At 60.1% G+C, this 16,944-nt stretch carries 16 protein-coding genes and 2 tRNA genes; 14 read left to right on the forward strand and 4 right to left on the reverse strand.

All coding sequences use genetic code 11. The features are described 5' to 3' along the window. The first annotated feature begins 271 nt into the window (after positions 1-271). The 7 genes from AC07VV_RS14275 to pdeM are packed head-to-tail and all read left to right on the forward strand — an operon-like array spanning position 272 to position 7,654. Positions 272-1,054 (forward strand): transporter substrate-binding domain-containing protein, encoded by a 783-nt coding sequence (locus AC07VV_RS14275; RefSeq protein ID WP_096819543.1) that lies wholly within the window; start codon positions 272-274, stop codon positions 1,052-1,054. 56 nt (positions 1,055-1,110) lie between these two features. Continuing rightward, on the forward strand, positions 1,111-1,839 hold the full coding sequence (locus AC07VV_RS14280) for an ABC transporter permease (RefSeq protein WP_096819544.1): 729 nt from the start codon (positions 1,111-1,113) through the stop codon (positions 1,837-1,839). Then, a complete protein-coding gene (locus tag AC07VV_RS14285) occupies positions 1,836-2,546 on the forward strand; it encodes an ABC transporter permease (protein WP_096819545.1) in 711 nt (236 codons plus the stop codon). Before AC07VV_RS14280 ends, AC07VV_RS14285 begins: the two co-directional genes overlap by 4 nt. Positions 2,547-2,558: 12 nt before the next feature. Beyond that, positions 2,559-3,677: a succinylglutamate desuccinylase/aspartoacylase family protein gene (locus AC07VV_RS14290; protein ID WP_495036576.1), complete on the forward strand. Its 1,119-nt coding sequence runs from the start codon at positions 2,559-2,561 to the stop codon at positions 3,675-3,677. A gap of 13 nt (positions 3,678-3,690) precedes the next feature. Further along, the gene (locus tag AC07VV_RS14295; protein ID WP_249485125.1) at positions 3,691-4,455 is read left to right on the forward strand and encodes an ABC transporter ATP-binding protein; all 765 of its coding nucleotides are present in this window, start codon (positions 3,691-3,693) and stop codon (positions 4,453-4,455) included. A gap of 59 nt (positions 4,456-4,514) precedes the next feature. Then, positions 4,515-6,998, forward strand: a complete 2,484-nt coding sequence (locus AC07VV_RS14300; RefSeq protein ID WP_495036577.1) for a ligase-associated DNA damage response DEXH box helicase — start codon at positions 4,515-4,517, stop codon at positions 6,996-6,998. Beyond that, positions 6,998-7,654, forward strand: coding sequence for a ligase-associated DNA damage response endonuclease PdeM (gene pdeM, locus AC07VV_RS14305; protein WP_495036578.1), 657 nt, complete (start codon positions 6,998-7,000; stop codon positions 7,652-7,654). Before AC07VV_RS14300 ends, pdeM begins: the two co-directional genes overlap by 1 nt. 39 nt (positions 7,655-7,693) lie before the next feature. On the opposite strand, the gene AC07VV_RS14310 is transcribed toward pdeM, so the two are convergent. Continuing rightward, positions 7,694-7,903, reverse strand: coding sequence for a hypothetical protein (locus tag AC07VV_RS14310; protein WP_096819548.1), 210 nt, complete (start codon positions 7,901-7,903; stop codon positions 7,694-7,696). Between the two features lie 106 nt (positions 7,904-8,009). Further along, the gene (gene dcd, locus AC07VV_RS14315) at positions 8,010-8,576 is read right to left on the reverse strand and encodes a dCTP deaminase (RefSeq protein ID WP_096819549.1); all 567 of its coding nucleotides are present in this window, start codon (positions 8,574-8,576) and stop codon (positions 8,010-8,012) included. Between the two features lie 354 nt (positions 8,577-8,930). On the opposite strand from dcd, the gene AC07VV_RS14320 reads away from it, so the two are divergent. After that, positions 8,931-9,140 carry a cold-shock protein gene (locus AC07VV_RS14320; RefSeq protein ID WP_002554837.1) on the forward strand — a complete coding sequence of 70 codons (210 nt, stop codon included), beginning with the start codon at positions 8,931-8,933 and terminating at the stop codon, positions 9,138-9,140. A gap of 122 nt (positions 9,141-9,262) precedes the next feature. Here AC07VV_RS14320 and AC07VV_RS14325 read toward each other — a convergent pair whose 3' ends face one another. Then, a complete protein-coding gene (locus AC07VV_RS14325; RefSeq protein WP_495036579.1) occupies positions 9,263-10,270 on the reverse strand; it encodes a DUF481 domain-containing protein in 1,008 nt (335 codons plus the stop codon). A 135-nt stretch (positions 10,271-10,405) separates the two neighbouring features. Here AC07VV_RS14325 and AC07VV_RS14330 point away from each other — a divergent pair, with 135 nt between their 5' ends. The 4 genes from AC07VV_RS14330 to AC07VV_RS14345 all read left to right on the forward strand — a co-directional run bounded on the left by AC07VV_RS14330 (position 10,406) and on the right by AC07VV_RS14345 (position 15,194). After that, entirely contained in the window at positions 10,406-10,789 is a 384-nt protein-coding gene (locus AC07VV_RS14330) for an MGMT family protein (protein WP_170929612.1), read from the forward strand. Between the two features lie 43 nt (positions 10,790-10,832). Then, a complete protein-coding gene (locus tag AC07VV_RS14335) occupies positions 10,833-12,392 on the forward strand; it encodes an AmpG family muropeptide MFS transporter (RefSeq protein ID WP_096819551.1) in 1,560 nt (519 codons plus the stop codon). 115 nt (positions 12,393-12,507) lie between these two features. Next, positions 12,508-14,223, forward strand: coding sequence for a proline--tRNA ligase (locus tag AC07VV_RS14340; RefSeq protein WP_495036580.1), 1,716 nt, complete (start codon positions 12,508-12,510; stop codon positions 14,221-14,223). 17 nt (positions 14,224-14,240) lie between these two features. Then, a complete protein-coding gene (locus AC07VV_RS14345; RefSeq protein WP_096819553.1) occupies positions 14,241-15,194 on the forward strand; it encodes a hypothetical protein in 954 nt (317 codons plus the stop codon). Positions 15,195-15,242: 48 nt separating this feature from the next. On the opposite strand, the gene dinB is transcribed toward AC07VV_RS14345, so the two are convergent. Further along, entirely contained in the window at positions 15,243-16,304 is a 1,062-nt protein-coding gene (gene dinB, locus AC07VV_RS14350; RefSeq protein WP_495036581.1) for a DNA polymerase IV, read from the reverse strand. Between the two features lie 280 nt (positions 16,305-16,584). On the opposite strand from dinB, the gene AC07VV_RS14355 reads away from it, so the two are divergent. Together AC07VV_RS14355 and AC07VV_RS14360 are read left to right on the forward strand one after the other, a co-directional pair. Further along, positions 16,585-16,661: transfer RNA gene (locus AC07VV_RS14355), tRNA-Met, on the forward strand. A gap of 210 nt (positions 16,662-16,871) precedes the next feature. After that, positions 16,872-16,944 (forward strand) — tRNA-Met (locus tag AC07VV_RS14360).

Raw genomic sequence — 16,944 nt, forward strand, 5'->3', positions numbered from 1 at the left:
GACGCTCCGCGTTCGGCTCTGGATGGGACGCGGAGCGTCCCGAGCTGCATTCCCACGCAGAGCGTGGGCACGATTACGCCCACAAACAGTGCAACGATTTTTCGGTGCCCGTTTTCGGGCACCGTTGCGCCTGCGCGCTCACTTCCTACACCTTTTAAAACACTTGTTCGGGACTCTGGTTCGGAAATTGCTACTTTCTATAAGTCGTAAGCGTTCCAGTAACAATAATTCTGCGCCACAAGCGCTCATATTGGTTCTTAGGGATTGAATAATGAAAAAAGCATTGCTGACCCTTTCTGCACTGGCGTTGTGCATGGCCGCCGGTTCCGCACTGGCCAAGGAATACAAAGAGCTGCGTTTTGGCGTTGACCCTTCCTACGCGCCGTTCGAGTCGAAAGCGGCCGATGGCAGTCTGGTGGGCTTTGACATCGACCTGGGCAACGCGATCTGCGCCGAGCTGAAGGTCAAGTGCAAATGGGTCGAAAGCGACTTCGACGGCATGATTCCGGGCCTCAAGGCCAATAAATTCGACGGTGTGATCTCGTCGATGACCGTCACCGAAGCCCGAGAAAAAGTCATCGACTTCTCCAGCGAGCTGTTCTCCGGCCCGACTGCGTACGTGTCGAAGAAAGGTTCGGGGATCACCAACGACGTGGCCTCCCTGAAAGGCAAAACCGTCGGCTACGAGCAAGGCACCATTCAGGAAGCCTATGCCAAAGCCGTGCTGGACAAGGCCGGCGTGAAAACCCAGGCCTACGCCAACCAGGATCAGGTGTATTCCGACCTGACCTCCGGCCGCCTCGATGCGGGCATTCAGGACATGCTGCAGGCCGAACTGGGCTTTCTGAAGTCGCCGCAGGGCGCCGAATACGCAGTCAGCGAGCCGGTTGACGCACCGTTGCTGCCAGCCAAAACCGCTGTCGGTATTAAGAAAGGTAACACCGAGCTGAAAGCGCTTTTGGATAAAGGTATCAAAGCGTTACACGACGACGGCAAATACGCCGAGATTCAAAAGAAACACTTTGGCGATCTGAATCTGTACAGCGGCAAATAATGCCCCGGCGCCCATCCTCGATGGGCGCCTTTTTCATTCAGTCAGGTTGCTGATTTATGTTCGAAAACCTCTTACAAAATCTGGGGCTCTCCGCCTTCAGCCTCAAGGGCTTCGGTCCTTTGCTGTTGGAAGGCACCTGGATGACCATCAAATTATCGGCGTTATCGCTGCTGGTGGCCGTGTTGCTCGGCCTGCTCGGTGCCAGTGCCAAGCTGTCAAAAGTCAAACTGCTGCGCCTGCCCGCCCAGCTCTACACCACGCTGATTCGCGGGGTGCCGGACCTGGTGCTGATGTTGCTGATCTTCTACAGCCTGCAAACCTGGCTGACGACGCTCACCGACTACATGGAATGGGAATACATCGAAATCAATCCGTTCAGCGCCGGGGTCCTGACCCTGGGCTTCATCTACGGCGCGTATTTCACCGAAACCTTCCGTGGCGCGATCCTCGCCGTACCGCGTGGCCAGGTTGAAGCCGCCACGGCGTACGGGCTCAAGCGCGGACAGCGTTTTCGCTACGTGGTGTTCCCGCAAATGATGCGTTTCGCCCTGCCCGGCATCGGCAACAACTGGATGGTGATGCTCAAGGCCACCGCGCTGGTCTCGATCATCGGCCTGGCCGATCTGGTCAAGGCCGCCCAGGACGCCGGTAAAAGCAGCTATCAACTGTTCTTCTTTCTGGTACTCGCCGCCTTGATCTACCTGCTGATCACCAGTGTTTCCAACGTCATCCTGCGCTGGCTCGAACGCCGCTACGCCGCCGGTGCCCGGGAGGCCGTACGATGATCGAACTCCTGCAGGACTACTGGAAAGCCTTCCTTTATACCGACGGCCAGAACATCACCGGGCTGGCGATGACGATGTGGCTGCTCAGCGCTTCGATCTTCTTCGGTTTCATCGTGTCGATTCCGCTGTCGATCGCCCGTGTCTCGTCGCATTTCTACATTCGCTGGCCGGTGCAGTTCTACACCTACCTGTTCCGTGGCACGCCGCTCTATATCCAGCTGCTGATCTGCTACACCGGCATCTACAGCCTGGCCGCCGTGCGTGCGCAACCGCTGCTCGACAGTTTCTTTCGCGATGCGATGAACTGCACGATCCTCGCCTTTGCCCTCAACACTTGCGCCTACACCACGGAGATCTTCGCCGGGGCGATCCGCAGCATGAACCACGGCGAAGTCGAAGCGGCCAAGGCCTACGGCCTGACCGGCTGGAAGCTGTATGCCTACGTGATCATGCCGTCGGCGCTGCGTCGCTCGTTGCCGTACTACAGCAACGAAGTGATCCTGATGCTGCACTCGACCACCGTGGCCTTCACCGCGACCATCCCGGACATTCTGAAAGTCGCGCGGGACGCTAACTCGGCGACCTTCCTGACGTTCCAGTCGTTCGGCATCGCCGCGCTGATCTACCTGACCATCACCTTTGCGCTGGTCGGCCTGTTCCGCCTCGCCGAACGCCGATGGCTGGCCTTCCTCGGGCCGACTCACTAGGACCTCTCTGCAATGCGCCACCAGATACATGACCTGCTGGCCCCGCTGCCGGGGACCGCACGACAGATTCACAGCTTCCACTTCGGCCCGGACAAGGCCCAAGGCAAGATCTACATCCAGTCCTCGCTGCACGCCGACGAACTGCCCGGCATGCTCGTGGCCTGGCACCTCAAGCAGCGTCTGGCGGAGCTGGAAGCCGCCGGCCGCCTGCGCAGTGAAATCGTGCTGGTGCCGGTGGCCAACCCGGTCGGCCTCGAACAGGTGCTGATGGACGTGCCACTGGGCCGCTACGAACTGGAGAGCGGGCAGAACTTCAACCGCTGGTTCGTCGACCTCAGCGAAGAGATCGGCAACGAAATCGAATTGCAGCTCTGCGACGACCCGCAGCGCAACCTGGAACTGATCCGCACAAGCCTGCGCAACGCCCTCGCCCGCCACACCGCCACGACTCAGCTGCAATCCCAGCGCCTGACCCTGCAACGACTGGCCTGCGACGCAGACATGGTGCTGGACCTGCACTGCGATTTCGAATCCGTCGTCCACCTTTACACCACGCCCGAAGCTTGGCCGCAGGTCGAGCCGCTGGCGCGTTACATCGAATCCCGGGCGAGCCTGCTGGCCACCGACTCCGGTGGCCAATCGTTCGATGAGTGCTTCACCTTGCTGTGGTGGCAATTGAAGGAGCGCTTCGGCGAACACTTCGAGATTCCGCTGGGAAGTTTCTCGGTAACGGTCGAGTTGCGTGGTCAAGGGGACGTCACGCATCCGCTGGCCAGCCGTGACAGTGAAGCCTTGCTCGATTACCTGATCCACTTCGGCGCCATCGCCGGCGAGCCGAAACCGCTGCCGCACCTGCCGTTCCCCGCCACGCCGCTGGCGGGTGTGGAGCCGGTCGTGACACCGCTCGGCGGGCTGCTGGTGTACACCGCCACGCCCGGCCAGTACCTGGAGGCCGGGCAGAAAATTGCCGAAATCATCGATCCGATCACTGACCGGGTCACGCCAGTCCATTGCACCGCTTCCGGTCTGCTCTATGCCCGCTCACTGCGGCGCATGGCGACGGCCGGCATGGTGATCGCCCACGTCGCGGGCGCCGAAGCCTATCGCAGCGGCTACTTACTTTCGCCTTGAGGATGCCTGTCCCATGTACAAACTGACCGTAGAAGGCCTGCACAAAAGCTATGGCGACCATCAGGTGCTCAAAGGCGTTTCGCTCAAGGCCAAGACCGGTGACGTGATCAGTCTGATCGGCGCCAGCGGCTCGGGCAAAAGCACCTTTTTGCGCTGCATCAACTTTCTCGAACAACCCAACGACGGCGCGATGAGCCTCGACGGCCAGGCGATCCGCATGGTCACCGACCGCCACGGCATGCATGTGGCCGACGCCGATGAACTGCAACGTCTGCGCACACGTCTGGCGATGGTGTTCCAGCACTTCAACCTGTGGAGCCACATGACCGTGCTGGAAAACATCACCATGGCCCCACGCCGGGTGTTGGGTTGCAGCAAACAGGAAGCCGACGACCGCGCACGGCGTTATCTGGAAAAGGTCGGCCTGCCGGCACGGGTGGCCGATCAATACCCGGCGTTCCTCTCCGGCGGCCAACAACAACGAGTGGCCATCGCCCGCGCATTGGCGATGGAGCCGGAAGTCATGCTGTTCGACGAACCGACCTCGGCACTCGACCCGGAACTGGTCGGCGAGGTGCTCAAGGTGATTCAAGGCCTGGCCGAGGAAGGTCGGACCATGATCATGGTGACGCACGAGATGAGTTTTGCGCGCAAGGTGTCGAGCCAGGTTCTGTTCCTGCACCAAGGGCTGGTGGAGGAAGAAGGCGCGCCGGAAGACGTGCTGGGCAATCCGAAAAGTGAACGCCTGAAGCAATTCCTCAGCGGCAATCTCAAGTAAAACTATTGCCCTGCCGGCGCGGTCACTGAAGGAACACCTTCAGAGCACACGTCGCCGGCATGGGCACTTCCACCGACTTCGCCAAACACTGGTTCAGCGCCCGAAGCTGGAAGCCGTTCGCCTTTCAGAAGCAGGTGTGGGCGGCGGTCAAACGCGGCGAATCCGGCCTGCTGCACGCCAGCACGGGCGCCGGTAAAACCTACGCGGTGTGGTTTGCTGCGCTCAATCGTTTTGCCCGCTCCGGGCCTGTTGTTGAAACCACCCGTAAACGCCCTCCGCCCGCCGAACCGCTGACCGTCTTGTGGATCACGCCGATGCGCGCGCTGGCCGCCGACACCGCGCGCGCCCTGCAAACACCGCTGGACGATCTGCATATTCCCTGGAGTGTTGGCCTGCGCACTGGCGACACGGGCAGCAGCGAACGCGCCCGACAGAACCGGCGCCTGCCGACCACACTGATCACCACCCCGGAAAGCCTGACCCTGATGCTTGCCCGCGCCGACGCACACGCCGCGCTGTCGACCTTGCGCATGGTTGTGGTCGATGAATGGCACGAGCTGCTCGGCAACAAACGCGGCGTTCAACTGCAATTGGCCCTCGCCCGCCTGCGGCGCTGGCATCCTGAACTGATTGTCTGGGGTATCTCCGCGACGCTCGGCAATCAATCCCACGCCGAACAGGTCCTGATCCCACAGGGCGGCGTGAGAGTCCAGGGTCACAACGAAAAAACGCTCAAGGTCGACACCCTGCTCCCACCGCAGATCGAACGTTTTCCCTGGGCCGGGCACATCGGTCTGAAAATGTTGCCGCAGGTGGTCGCCGAACTTGAGGCCTGCGCCAGCAGCCTGGTGTTCACCAACACCCGGGCACAATCGGAGATCTGGTATCAGGCACTGCTGGAAGCACGGCCGGACTGGGCCGGATTGATTGCCTTGCACCACAGTTCACTTTCCCGGGAAACGCGCGATTGGGTCGAGCAAGCACTGAAGAACGGCCAGCTCAAAGCCGTGGTCTGCACTTCAAGTCTGGATCTTGGGGTGGATTTCCTGCCCGTGGAGCGCGTCCTGCAAATCGGTTCAGCCAAAGGTGTGGCGCGGCTGATGCAGCGTGCCGGTCGTTCGGGCCATGCGCCCGGCAGAACGTCGCGAGTCACCTTGGTGCCGACCCATAGCCTGGAACTGATCGAAGCCGCTGCCGCTCGCGATGCCGTGGCGCAGCGGCGGATCGAACCGCGTCTGTCACCGCATAAACCGCTGGATGTACTGGTCCAGCATCTGGTCAGTATCGCGCTGGGCGGTGGCTTTGTTCCCGAGAAGCTGTACGAAGAAGTCCGCGGAGCCTGGGCTTATCGCGACCTGACGCTCGCGGACTGGGCCTGGGCGCTGGCTTTCGTACGTCACGGCGGGATGTCGCTGACGGCGTACCCGGATTACCGCCGGGTCGAGCCGGATGAGCACGGGATCTGGCGCGTCCCCGATGCCCGCTTGGCGCGCCGCCACAGGATGAGTATCGGCACCATCGTCAGCGATGCCGCGATCCATTTGAAGTTCTGGAGCAAGGGCGGAGGCGGCAAGCAACTGGGCAGCGTAGAAGAAGGCTTCATCGCCCGCCTCAAACCCGGCGACGGTTTCCTGTTCGCCGGGCGCTTGCTGGAATTGGTACGGGTGGAAAACATGACCGCCTACGTCAAACGCAGCACGGCGAAAAAAGCCGCTGTACCGCGATGGAATGGCGGACGCATGCCGCTTTCCAGCGAACTGGCTGAAGCGGTGGTCACCCGATTCAGTGCGGCGGCGCAGGGTGAGTTCGCCGGCCCGGAAATGCAGGCCTTGCGACCGTTGCTGGAAACACAGATGCGCTGGTCGGGTCTGCCGACGGTCAATAAGCTGCTGGCCGAAGTGCTGAAGTCCCGCGAAGGCTGGCATCTTTTCCTCTATCCATTTGCCGGACGGCAGGTGCATCTGGGATTGGCCAGCCTGCTGGCATGGCGGGTCAGCCAGCGCCTGCCTGTGACCTTCTCGATAGCGGTCAACGATTACGGACTGGAGTTGCTCAGCGCCACGCCCGTTGACTGGTCTTTGCAACTGGATGGCGCGCTGCTCAGTCCCGAATATTTATTGAGGGACGTGCTGGCCAGCCTCAACGCGGGCGAACTGGCGCTGCGGCGGTTCAGGGAAATCGCCCGGATTGCCGGTCTGGTATTCGCCGGCTACCCCGGCGCACCGAAAAGCACCCGTCAGGTGCAAGCCTCCAGTGGGCTGTTTTTCGAGGTGTTCAAACAATACGACGCCGACAATCTGTTACTGGCCCAGGCCGGGGAAGAAGTCCTGCGGGAAGAACTGGATATTCGTCGACTGGAACAGACGCTGGAGCGGATCAACCGGATGAAACTGGACATGCATCTGATCAAACGTCCTACACCACTTGGCTTTCCGTTGCTGGTGGAGCGCATGCGCGAAAGCCTGAGTTCGGAAAAGCTCGCCGACCGCATCCGGCGCATGGTCGGCGAGCTGGAGAAAACCGCTGACAAGGGCCAATCCTGATGAGCGCGCCCTACCCGGTGCGTCTGGCAGGTGAAGAGCTCTGGCTGTTACCGGAGAAAGCGCTGTACTGGCCGGCACAACAGGCGCTGCTGATTGCCGACGTGCATTTTGGCAAGGCGGCCGCTTACCGTCGTCTGGGGCAGCCGGTGCCGCAGGGCACCACGGCGAGCAATATCGCCATGATTGAACAGTTGCTGGCGAAACTGCCGTGTCGGCAACTGATCTTCCTTGGGGATTTTTTGCATGGGCCCGGCTCCCACGCCCCCGACACATTGAATGCGCTGGCGCAGTGGCGGGCGCGTCATGCCGATCTGCCGATTACGCTGATTCGCGGTAATCACGATAAACGTGCCGGTGATCCGCCGCAGTCGTTGAACATTCGGGTGGTGCCGGAGCCTTTACTGCTCGGGCCGTTCGCGTTGCAGCACGAACCCGATCCACACCCTGAACGGCACGTGCTTGCAGGCCACGTACACCCGGTTTATCGATTGAATGGCAAGGGACGTCAGCGTCTGCGGCTGGCGTGTTTCAGGCTGGGAGAAGGCATCAGCTTGCTGCCGGCCTTCGGTGCGTTCACCGGTGGTTATCCGGTGGAGAAAGAAGACCGCTGTCGGATCTTTGTCATTGGCGACAACGAAATATGGCCCGTCGGCTGAAGTCCTGTTCAGGATTCAGTCGACGGGCCATACATTCAATCAAGCCACAGGCGCAGGCGGCGGTTTGTCCGGCAATGTCGGCTCGCCGGGCTCGGTCGGTTCTTCGTTGGGGGTATCGGGATCGGGCTGGTGAGGGATTCCGCCGGCCGTGGTGATAGGCGGGTGTGCCAACAAGGACCAGGCCAATACGCCAACCTGATTGGGCTCGAGCCTTGCCAGTTCGGCAGTGATTTGCGGATCGATCTTCATGGAGCACTCCTCGGCGAAGGCCCGCTGCGCTGTTCGCGAAACGGGTAGTACACCCCATAGAGTGTCTACCCGCCGAAGAATTCCCGGTAACTGCCGGATGGACGGCTCAGGTGCGCGGCAGGGTCACGCCACGCTGGCCCTGGTACTTGCCGGCACGGTCCTTGTAGGAGACTTCGCATTCCTCGTCGGATTCGAGGAACAGCATCTGCGCCACACCTTCGTTGGCGTAGATCTTCGCCGGCAGGTTGGTGGTGTTCGAGAACTCCAGGGTCACCTGACCTTCCCACTCAGGCTCGAGCGGGGTGACGTTGACGATGATGCCGCAACGGGCGTAGGTGCTTTTGCCCAGGCAGATGGTCAGGACATTGCGTGGAATACGGAAGTATTCAACGGTCGTGGCCAGGGCGAAGGAGTTCGGCGGAATGATGCAGACGTCACTGTGAACATCGACGAAGCTGCCGGCGTCGAAGTTTTTCGGATCGACGATGGCCGAATTGATGTTGGTGAACACCTTGAAATGACTGGTGCAACGCACATCGTAGCCGTAGCTCGACACACCGTAGGAGATCACACGGCTGTCGTCGCTGCCGCGTACCTGGCGCTCGACGAACGGCTCGATCATGCCGTGTTCCTGCGCCATGCGGCGAATCCACTTGTCCGATTTGATGCTCATGGCGGGGTGTCCTGAATAGCGAGGTGGAAAAAATCTGTCCGGCATCTTACCGGGCGCGCCGCCGGGTTCAAAGTCCGGGCTGCAATTCTCGCCGAACATGCAGGAATTACGCGGCCTGGCGACGAACCGTCACACCGCCGATCCTTAAAACGGAGAAACCTTCGCAAGAAGCATTGGCACGTTCCGGAAAAAGGGTTAAGGTGGCGCCACTGTGCTGCTTGTGTCACTGAGAATCTCTACACGATATGTTGAATTTCGATCCAACCATCTACAAGAATTTTTCCTGCTCTTTGCACTCAGTCTCGGCCAGGGTTCTTCCTGAGTCGCAGTTATCTTTGTTCAAGGAGTTACACCATGTCTAATCGCCAAACCGGTACCGTTAAGTGGTTCAACGATGAAAAAGGCTTCGGCTTCATCACTCCACAATCCGGTGACGACCTGTTCGTTCACTTCAAAGCTATCCAATCCGACGGCTTCAAAAGCCTGAAAGAAGGCCAACAGGTTTCTTTCATCGCTACCCGCGGTCAGAAAGGCATGCAAGCTGAAGAAGTACAAGTTATCTAACTTGTAGCTTCTTTAGTAAAAAGCCCCGCCCTTAAAAGCGGGGCTTTTTTGTGGGCGTCTGTTTTGTACCGACAAAAAAATCGCAACCGGATGAGGGTTGCGATTCTTTTTTCTGGATGACCTTACCAGGCCACGCCGAACCCGGCGGTGTAGCGGGTCTTGTTCAGGTCCGCGTCCTTGGTACCACTGATGATGTCGCGTTCAGCCTTGAGATTGAGCGAGGCCCAGTCCGTCACCTTGTAGCGCAGGCCCACTTCCGAATCCAGGGCATAGTTGGCGACGTCCGACAGTGGCTTGCCAATCTCGCCGGTGGTGAAGAACTGCACCTTCTTGCCGATCAGGTAGCGGTTGTAGTCCCACTTCATCGCGACGGAATAGAAGTTGTCCTTGCCGCCATCGCTGTACTCGTAGTCGGTGCGGTTGAGCAGCGAGCCGAGCGAGAACGCCCCCAGCTCGTCATCCCAGAACTGGTAGCCCGGACCGGTACCGACCACCCGCTGGCGCGACAGCTCTTCGACGTAATCACGCTTGTAGTTCAAACGCCCCTGCCAGAACCACTTGTCGGTGAGGAAGCGGTCCAGCGCGTACTCGGCGCGCCAGTTATTGGTGGTCACCGCATCATCCTGAACTTCGCGGTTGTACTCGCCCTCGGCGGTGTGTCGCCAGCGCCCGTGACGCGCAGAGGTCTTGAAGCCGATGTCGTAGTCGTCGGTGTCCTTTTCGGCACGCTGATAATCCAGGGCCAGGTCGACATTGCCCTTCCAGACCAGATCCTCAACCACGGGCTTGGGCTTGAGAATCTGCTGGATGCTCGCCAGCTCGACGGTTTTCGGCGCCTCACCGTTGGCCAGGGTGACCTTGCCGTCTTCGGCGGCGGTCAGCGACTTGGCTTTTTCGCCGCTGTAGGCGTCCTGTTTGACCAGCAGCTCCTGATCACTTTCCAGAGTCTTCACCTGCTTCCAGTCGATGGTGACCGCGCCGGCGTATTGGGTCTGGACCAGCAACTTGCCGCCGTCGAACAGGGTGATTTTGCCGCTCAGCTTGTCACCGTTCTTCAACCAGACGGTATCGGCAAGCAAGGGCGTGGACGCACTGAAGACAGCAAGGCACAGCAGGGTTCTGGACAACATAAGCGAATCGGGAGCTCAAGTTTGCGAAAAAAGGGTCGGCATTATCCGTAGGAATAATCCCCTGACAAGGAATGACTCGGCTATTTCTGTTGAGTTCATTTCTCAATTGCCCGATCACGGATTAACCTTTAACCCATGAATCGACCCTGTTCAGGAACGGCGCACGTGACAGACCCGATACAAGCCTGTGAAAACGATCCGCAAATCCGACGCACGGCACTCTACTCCACCCTTGCCCAAGTACCTGAGGGCAAGGTCGTCAGCTATGGTCAGTTGGCTGAACTCGCCGGGTTGGGGCGCGCCGCCCGCTGGGTCGGCCGTACCCTGAGCCAATTACCCGGCGACACAAAGCTGCCCTGGCACCGGGTACTCGGTGCCGGCGGTCGGATCAGCCTGCCGGTGGGCAGCCCTTCCGGAGATGAGCAGCGGGCACGATTGCGTATGGAAGGCGTTACCATCCTGAACAATCGTGTGGATATTCGGCGTCATGGCTGGCGTCCGGTAGAGCACAGCGGTTAGAGTGCGCGCTTTGTTTTCGCAATCTTGAGGCAGACTTCAGCCCATGCCCCGTAAAACCTGGCGCGCCGCGCTCGCCGCCTATGCCAGTCCTTCGACGCTCGTGCTGTTGTTGCTGGGTTTCGCCGCCGGCCTGCCGTACATGCTGGTGTTCTCGACACTTTCGGTCTGGCTGCGTGAAGCCGGTGTAGCCCGTGAGACGATCGGCTATGCCAGTCTGATCGGTCTGGCTTATGCCTTCAAATGGGTCTGGTCACCGCTGCTCGATCAATGGCGCCTGCCGTTGCTCGGCAAGCTGGGTCGACGCCGTTCGTGGCTGGTGCTTTCACAATCGCTGGTGATCCTCGGTTTGATCGGCATGGGCTTCTGCGACCCGCAGAAACACCTGTCCTGGCTGATCGCCATTGCCGTGATTGTTGCCTTCGCCTCCGCCACCCAGGACATCGCTGTCGACGCGTATCGCCTGGAAATCGCCGAAGACAACCGCCAGGCCGCGCTGGCCGCCAGTTATATGTCTGGCTATCGGGTCGCCGCCCTGCTCGCGACCGCAGGCGCCCTGTTCTTCGCCGAAGGCTTCGGCTCCACCGGGTTCAACTATCAGCACTCCGCCTGGACCGGCACCTACGTGCTGTTCGGCGCGTTGATGGTGCCTGCCCTGCTCACCACACTGCTGATGCGCGAGCCGCCCGTGCCGTTGCGCACCCAGTTGCAGGCCGGGCGCTATACCTTCATGCATCAACTGATGTCGGTGTTCGTGCTGATCGTCCTGCTGGTCTCCGTACCGGCCATGTTCACTCAGCTCTACAACACCGATTTCGCCAGCGTGCTGTTCGGCACCATGAGCCCGCTGGACCTGCTGCTGGAAGACCGGGCCTTCCTGCGCGCCATCCTCTATACCCTGCTGACCGGCCTGTGCCTGTCGACCATGGGTCGCCGTGGCCTGGCGCCTGTGCTGACGCCGGTCAACGACTTCATCCTGCGCTACCGCTGGCAGGCCCTGCTGTTGCTGGGCTTGATCGCCACCTATCGGATGTCGGATACGGTCATGGGCGTCATGGCCAACGTGTTCTACATCGATCAGGGTTTCACCAAGGACCAGATCGCCAGCGTCAGCAAGATCTTCGGCCTGATCATGACCCTGGTTGGCGCCGGCATGGGCGGCCTGTTGATCGTGCGCTTCGGCATCCTGCCGATTCTGTTCATTGGCGGCGCGGCGTCGGCAGGCACCAACCTGTTGTTCGTGATGCTGGCAGACATGGGCCCGAACCTGAAGATGTTGATCGTGACCATCTCCCTCGACAACTTCAGCTCGGGCATGGCCACTTCGGCGTTCGTCGCTTACCTGTCCAGCCTGACCAACCTGAAATTCTCCGCCACCCAGTACGCCCTGCTCAGCTCGATCATGCTGCTGCTGCCTCGCCTCATCGGCGGCTACTCCGGGGTGATGGTGGAGAAGTTCGGCTATCACAACTTCTTCATGATCACCGCGCTGCTCGGTGTACCGACCCTGGTGCTGATCGCCTTGCACTGGTTCCAGGAGAGCCGCCGCGAAGGCCCGACGCCGACACCGGAACCCGTGCCGACGCCGGTCGCCGAAGAATCGTAAGACATCTCGCACCCGGCGGGAGGGTTCCCGCCGGGCCTGCACTTCTGTACGTCGGCAGCTCTCGCCGGTACACTGCTCCGTCATTTCCAGTCATAGCAACCGACAACGGCCAACCATGCGCACCAGTCAATTTTTGCTCGCCACACAGAAAGAAACGCCTTCCGACGCGGTCGTGATCAGCCATCAGCTGATGCTGCGCGCCGGCATGATCCGCAAACTCGCCTCGGGCCTGTACACCTGGCTGCCGATGGGCTTGCGGGTTATGCGCAAGGTAGAAGCCATCGTTCGCGAAGAGATGAACGCCGCCGGCTCTCTGGAAGTGTTGATGCCGAGCACCCAACCGGCCGAGCTGTGGCAGGAATCGGGTCGCTGGGAAGAATACGGTCCTGAGTTGCTGCGTTTCAAAGACCGTCACGGTCGCGATTTCTGCGCGGGCCCGACCCACGAAGAAGTGATCACCGATCTGATGCGCAACGAGTTGAGCAGCTACAAACAGCTGCCAATCAACCTGTACCAGATCCAGACCAAATTCCGTGACGAAATCCGCCCACGCTTCGGTTTGATGCGCGGCCGTGAATTCATCATGAAGGACGCGTACTCGTTCCACGCCGACCAGGCGTCGCTGCAGGTCACCTATGACCGCATGCACGAGGCGTACTGCAACGTGTTCACACGTCTTGGCCTGAAATTCCGTCCGGTTGAAGCCGACAACGGCTCCATCGGTGGCGCCGGTTCCCACGAGTTCCATGTGCTGGCCGAATCCGGTGAAGACGATATCGTCTTCAGTAACGGTTCCGACTACGCCGCGAACATCGAGAAGGCCGAAGCCGTACCGCGCGAAACTTCCCGCGCTGCGCCGGCCGAAGAACTGCGTCTGGTCGATACCCCGGACACCAAGACCATCGCGGCCCTGGTGGAGAAATTCAATCTGCCGATTGAAAAGACCATCAAGACCCTGATCGTGCACGCCGAAGAAGAAGGCAAGCTGATCGCTCTGGTGATCCGTGGCGACCACGAACTCAACGAAATCAAGGCTGCCCAGCAACCAGGCGTCGCCAGCCCGCTGGTCATGGCATCCGATGCAGAGCTGCGTGACGCCATCGGCGCCGGCGCTGGCTCCCTCGGCCCGCTGAACCTGCCGCTGCCGATCATCATCGACCGTTCGGTCGAGCTGATGAGCGACTTCGGCATCGGTGCCAACATCGACGACAAGCACTACTTCGGCGTGAACTGGGAGCGTGATCTGCCGGTTCCGACCGTGGCCGACCTGCGTAACGTCGTGGCCGGCGACCCGAGCCCGGACGGCAAGGGCACTCTGGACATCGCGCGCGGCATCGAAGTCGGGCACATCTTCCAGCTGGGCAACAAGTACAGCCAGGCGATGAAGTGCGAAGTGCTGGGCGATAACGGCAAGCCTGTGACCCTGGAAATGGGTTGCTACGGCATTGGCGTGTCCCGCGTGGTGGCAGCGGCCATCGAGCAGAACAACGACGAAAACGGCATCATCTGGAGCGACACCCTGGCGCCGTTCCAGATCGCCCTGGTACCGCTGCGCTATGAAACCGAGCAGGTGCGCGAAGCCACCGACAAGCTGTACGCGGAACTGACCGCGGCCGGCTTCGAAGTGCTGCTGGATGATCGCGACAAGAAAACCAGCCCGGGCATCAAGTTCGCGGACATGGAGCTGATCGGCATTCCGCACCGGATCGTGGTCAGCGACCGCGGCCTCGCCGAAGGCAACCTGGAATACAAGAGCCGTACCGAAGGCCAGGCACAAGCGCTGCCGGTTGCCGACGTGCTGTCCTTCCTTCAGGCCCGTATCCGCCGCTGAAACCAGATAGAGACCTCATGTTCAAGCGAAACACCTTAGGCCTCGGAGGCGCCACCTTGTGTGGCGCCCTGCTGGTCAGCGGCTGTGCCAATCACATGTCACAGCGCAGCGAGCACGAAGAGCGGGTCGAGCGAAAGCTGCTCGATCACAGCCTGCAGATCGATGTCGGTGAGCCTAAGGTGCTTGAGCTGCCGCAGCGACGCGTGAAGATCAATGAGCAGAAAACCTTCGAAGTCACCGAGTTCGAAGTCACCCGTCGTTATGACCGCTACACGCCTTACCAACCCTGGCGAGAAATCTACGAGATTCCGCTGGGTGCAGTGGCGGTGGTGGCCGGTGTCGGCGCGAATGTGGTCAATGTGTTCGCCCTCGGCACCCTGCCGGACAGCGTGACCAAGGACTGGTTGAGCTACGGATTCGCCGGGCTCAATCCGTTCATGAACGTGCAGTCCCATGGTCGTGCACAGCAGAACCTGGCGGGTATCGATGAAGTCCAGCGCGACAAGCGCATGGAGTATTCGAGCCTGCCATGGAGCGAGCGTCCGGTGCAGGTCAAGGCCGGCAAGCAGACCTTCGACATGACCACCGACCGTAACGGCGTGCTGCGCCTGAACCTGCTGGACAGTCCGTTCGCCGAAAACGATCTGAATCATGTGGGCAAACTGCAGATCAGCGTCGAAGATGCCAAGGATGACGTGCATTCCGACTCGTCCCTGACGATCAGCAGTCACCTGCGCGGCAAATTGCTGGAAGCACACGGGCTGATTTACGACGATCTGGAAGACGACGAAGTGAGCCAGTGGGTTCACCGGGTCAAGCGCCTGTCGGAACTGGGTCTGGAAGAAGAAGCCAGTGAGCTGGAGCAAAGCCTGATCGAGCTGACGCGCAACGATCCCGAGTTGCAGGCTGAGTTTCTCAAGTCTCTGACCAAGGATGCCGGGCGATTGGTGGCGGATCCAGGTCCGAACTGAAAGCCGCTTTAAAGGAGCCCGAACCTGTTTCGGGCTTTTTTATGCGCGCTACCGCTCAAACAGCTCCATCTGTTCAAAGCCGCCGCGCAAATCCTCCAGCCGCACGCCCACCCCCAGCAGCCGCACCGGTTTGCCACCCCGATTGAACGCCTGCGTCAGCATCAACTGGTAACTGCCCAGATCCCGCCCTGCCCCGGCCTGTTCCAGTGTGGTCTGGGTGAAATCGTGAAATTTCACTTTGACGAACGGCTTGCCCGGCCGGTAGCTGCTGTCGATCCGCGCCATACGGGTTTTCAGGGTTTCCAGCAGTTCAGGGAGCTTGTCCAGGCAACTGCGCAGATCCGGCAGGTCCACGTCGTAGGTGTTTTCCACGCTGATTGACTGACGACGACTGTCGTTATGCACCAGCCGCTCATCTATCCCACGCGCCAGGCTCCACATCCGCTCGCCAAAGCTGCCGAATTCGCGCACCAGCGCCAGCTTGTCCCACTCGCGCAGTTGCAGGCAGTCGTTGATACCGAGCTTGCCCAGCTTGTCGGCGGTGACCTTGCCGACACCGTGCAACTTGCTCACCGGCAGACCGCTGACGAAGTCTTCGACCTGGTCCGGGGTGATGACAAACAGGCCGTTGGGTTTTTTCCAGTCGCTGGCGATCTTGGCCAGAAACTTGTTCGGCGCGACGCCGGCCGAGACCGTGATGTGCAATTGATTGGAAACCCGGCGCCGAATGTCCTGGGCGATTCGGGTGGCGCTGCCACCGAAATGCGCGCTGTCCGAGACATCCAGGTAGGCCTCGTCCAGCGACAGCGGCTCGATCAAGTCGGTGTAGTCGCGAAAGATCGTGTGAATTTCCTTCGACGCCTCACGGTAAGCATCCATTCGCGGCTTGACGATGGTCAGGTCCGGGCACAGTTTCAAGGCATGCCCGGAAGACATCGCCGAACGCACGCCGTAAGCCCTCGCCTCATAGTTACAGGTGGCGATCACCCCGCGTCGATCCGCCAAACCACCGACCGCCAACGGTTTGCCGGCCAGACGCGGATCGTCCCGCATCTCGATGGCGGCGTAGAAACAGTCACAGTCGACGTGGATGATTTTTCGCTGAGTCATGGCAGAAAAGGAAACGTGGCAAGCCGGATCGGCAGTATCTCACCGACACCTGTATATAGCACCAGTGGTATGAAGCTTCTTTTCCAGCGGTAGGAAACTTCCTCTGAATTTATTTTCTCAATCGAAATCAACCTGTCAATAGAGCTGAAACCCTTGCCCAGCCTGACTCGCGGCCCCATCAGCCCTACCAAAAAGACGCTAACCAATTGAACCAGAACAGATTTTATCCGGATTGAAGGTTGACACCCCGGCGTTCCTCTGTAGAATGCCGACACACAGACGCGGGATGGAGCAGTCTGGTAGCTCGTCGGGCTCATAACCCGAAGGTCGTCGGTTCAAATCCGGCTCCCGCAACCAAACATCAAAAAAGGCTACTCGAAAGAGTGGCCTTTTTTGTGCGCGTCTGTTTTTCATTCGGGCAACCTTCCGGGCCAAACAGGAATCCTTTGCAATTCCGAAACTTACCGCCCTCCTGCGACGGATTGACGCGATTTCACGCTTATTTGACCCTTCGCAGGATTAACGGTTGACACCCCGCCGTTCGCCTGTAGAATGCCGCCACACAGACGCGGGATGGAGCAGTCTGGTAGCTCGTCGGGCTCATAACCCGAAGGTCGTCGGTTCAAATCCGGCTCCCGCA

The sequence above is a fragment of the Pseudomonas sp. GW821-FHT02C04 genome, from assembly GCF_059421845.1.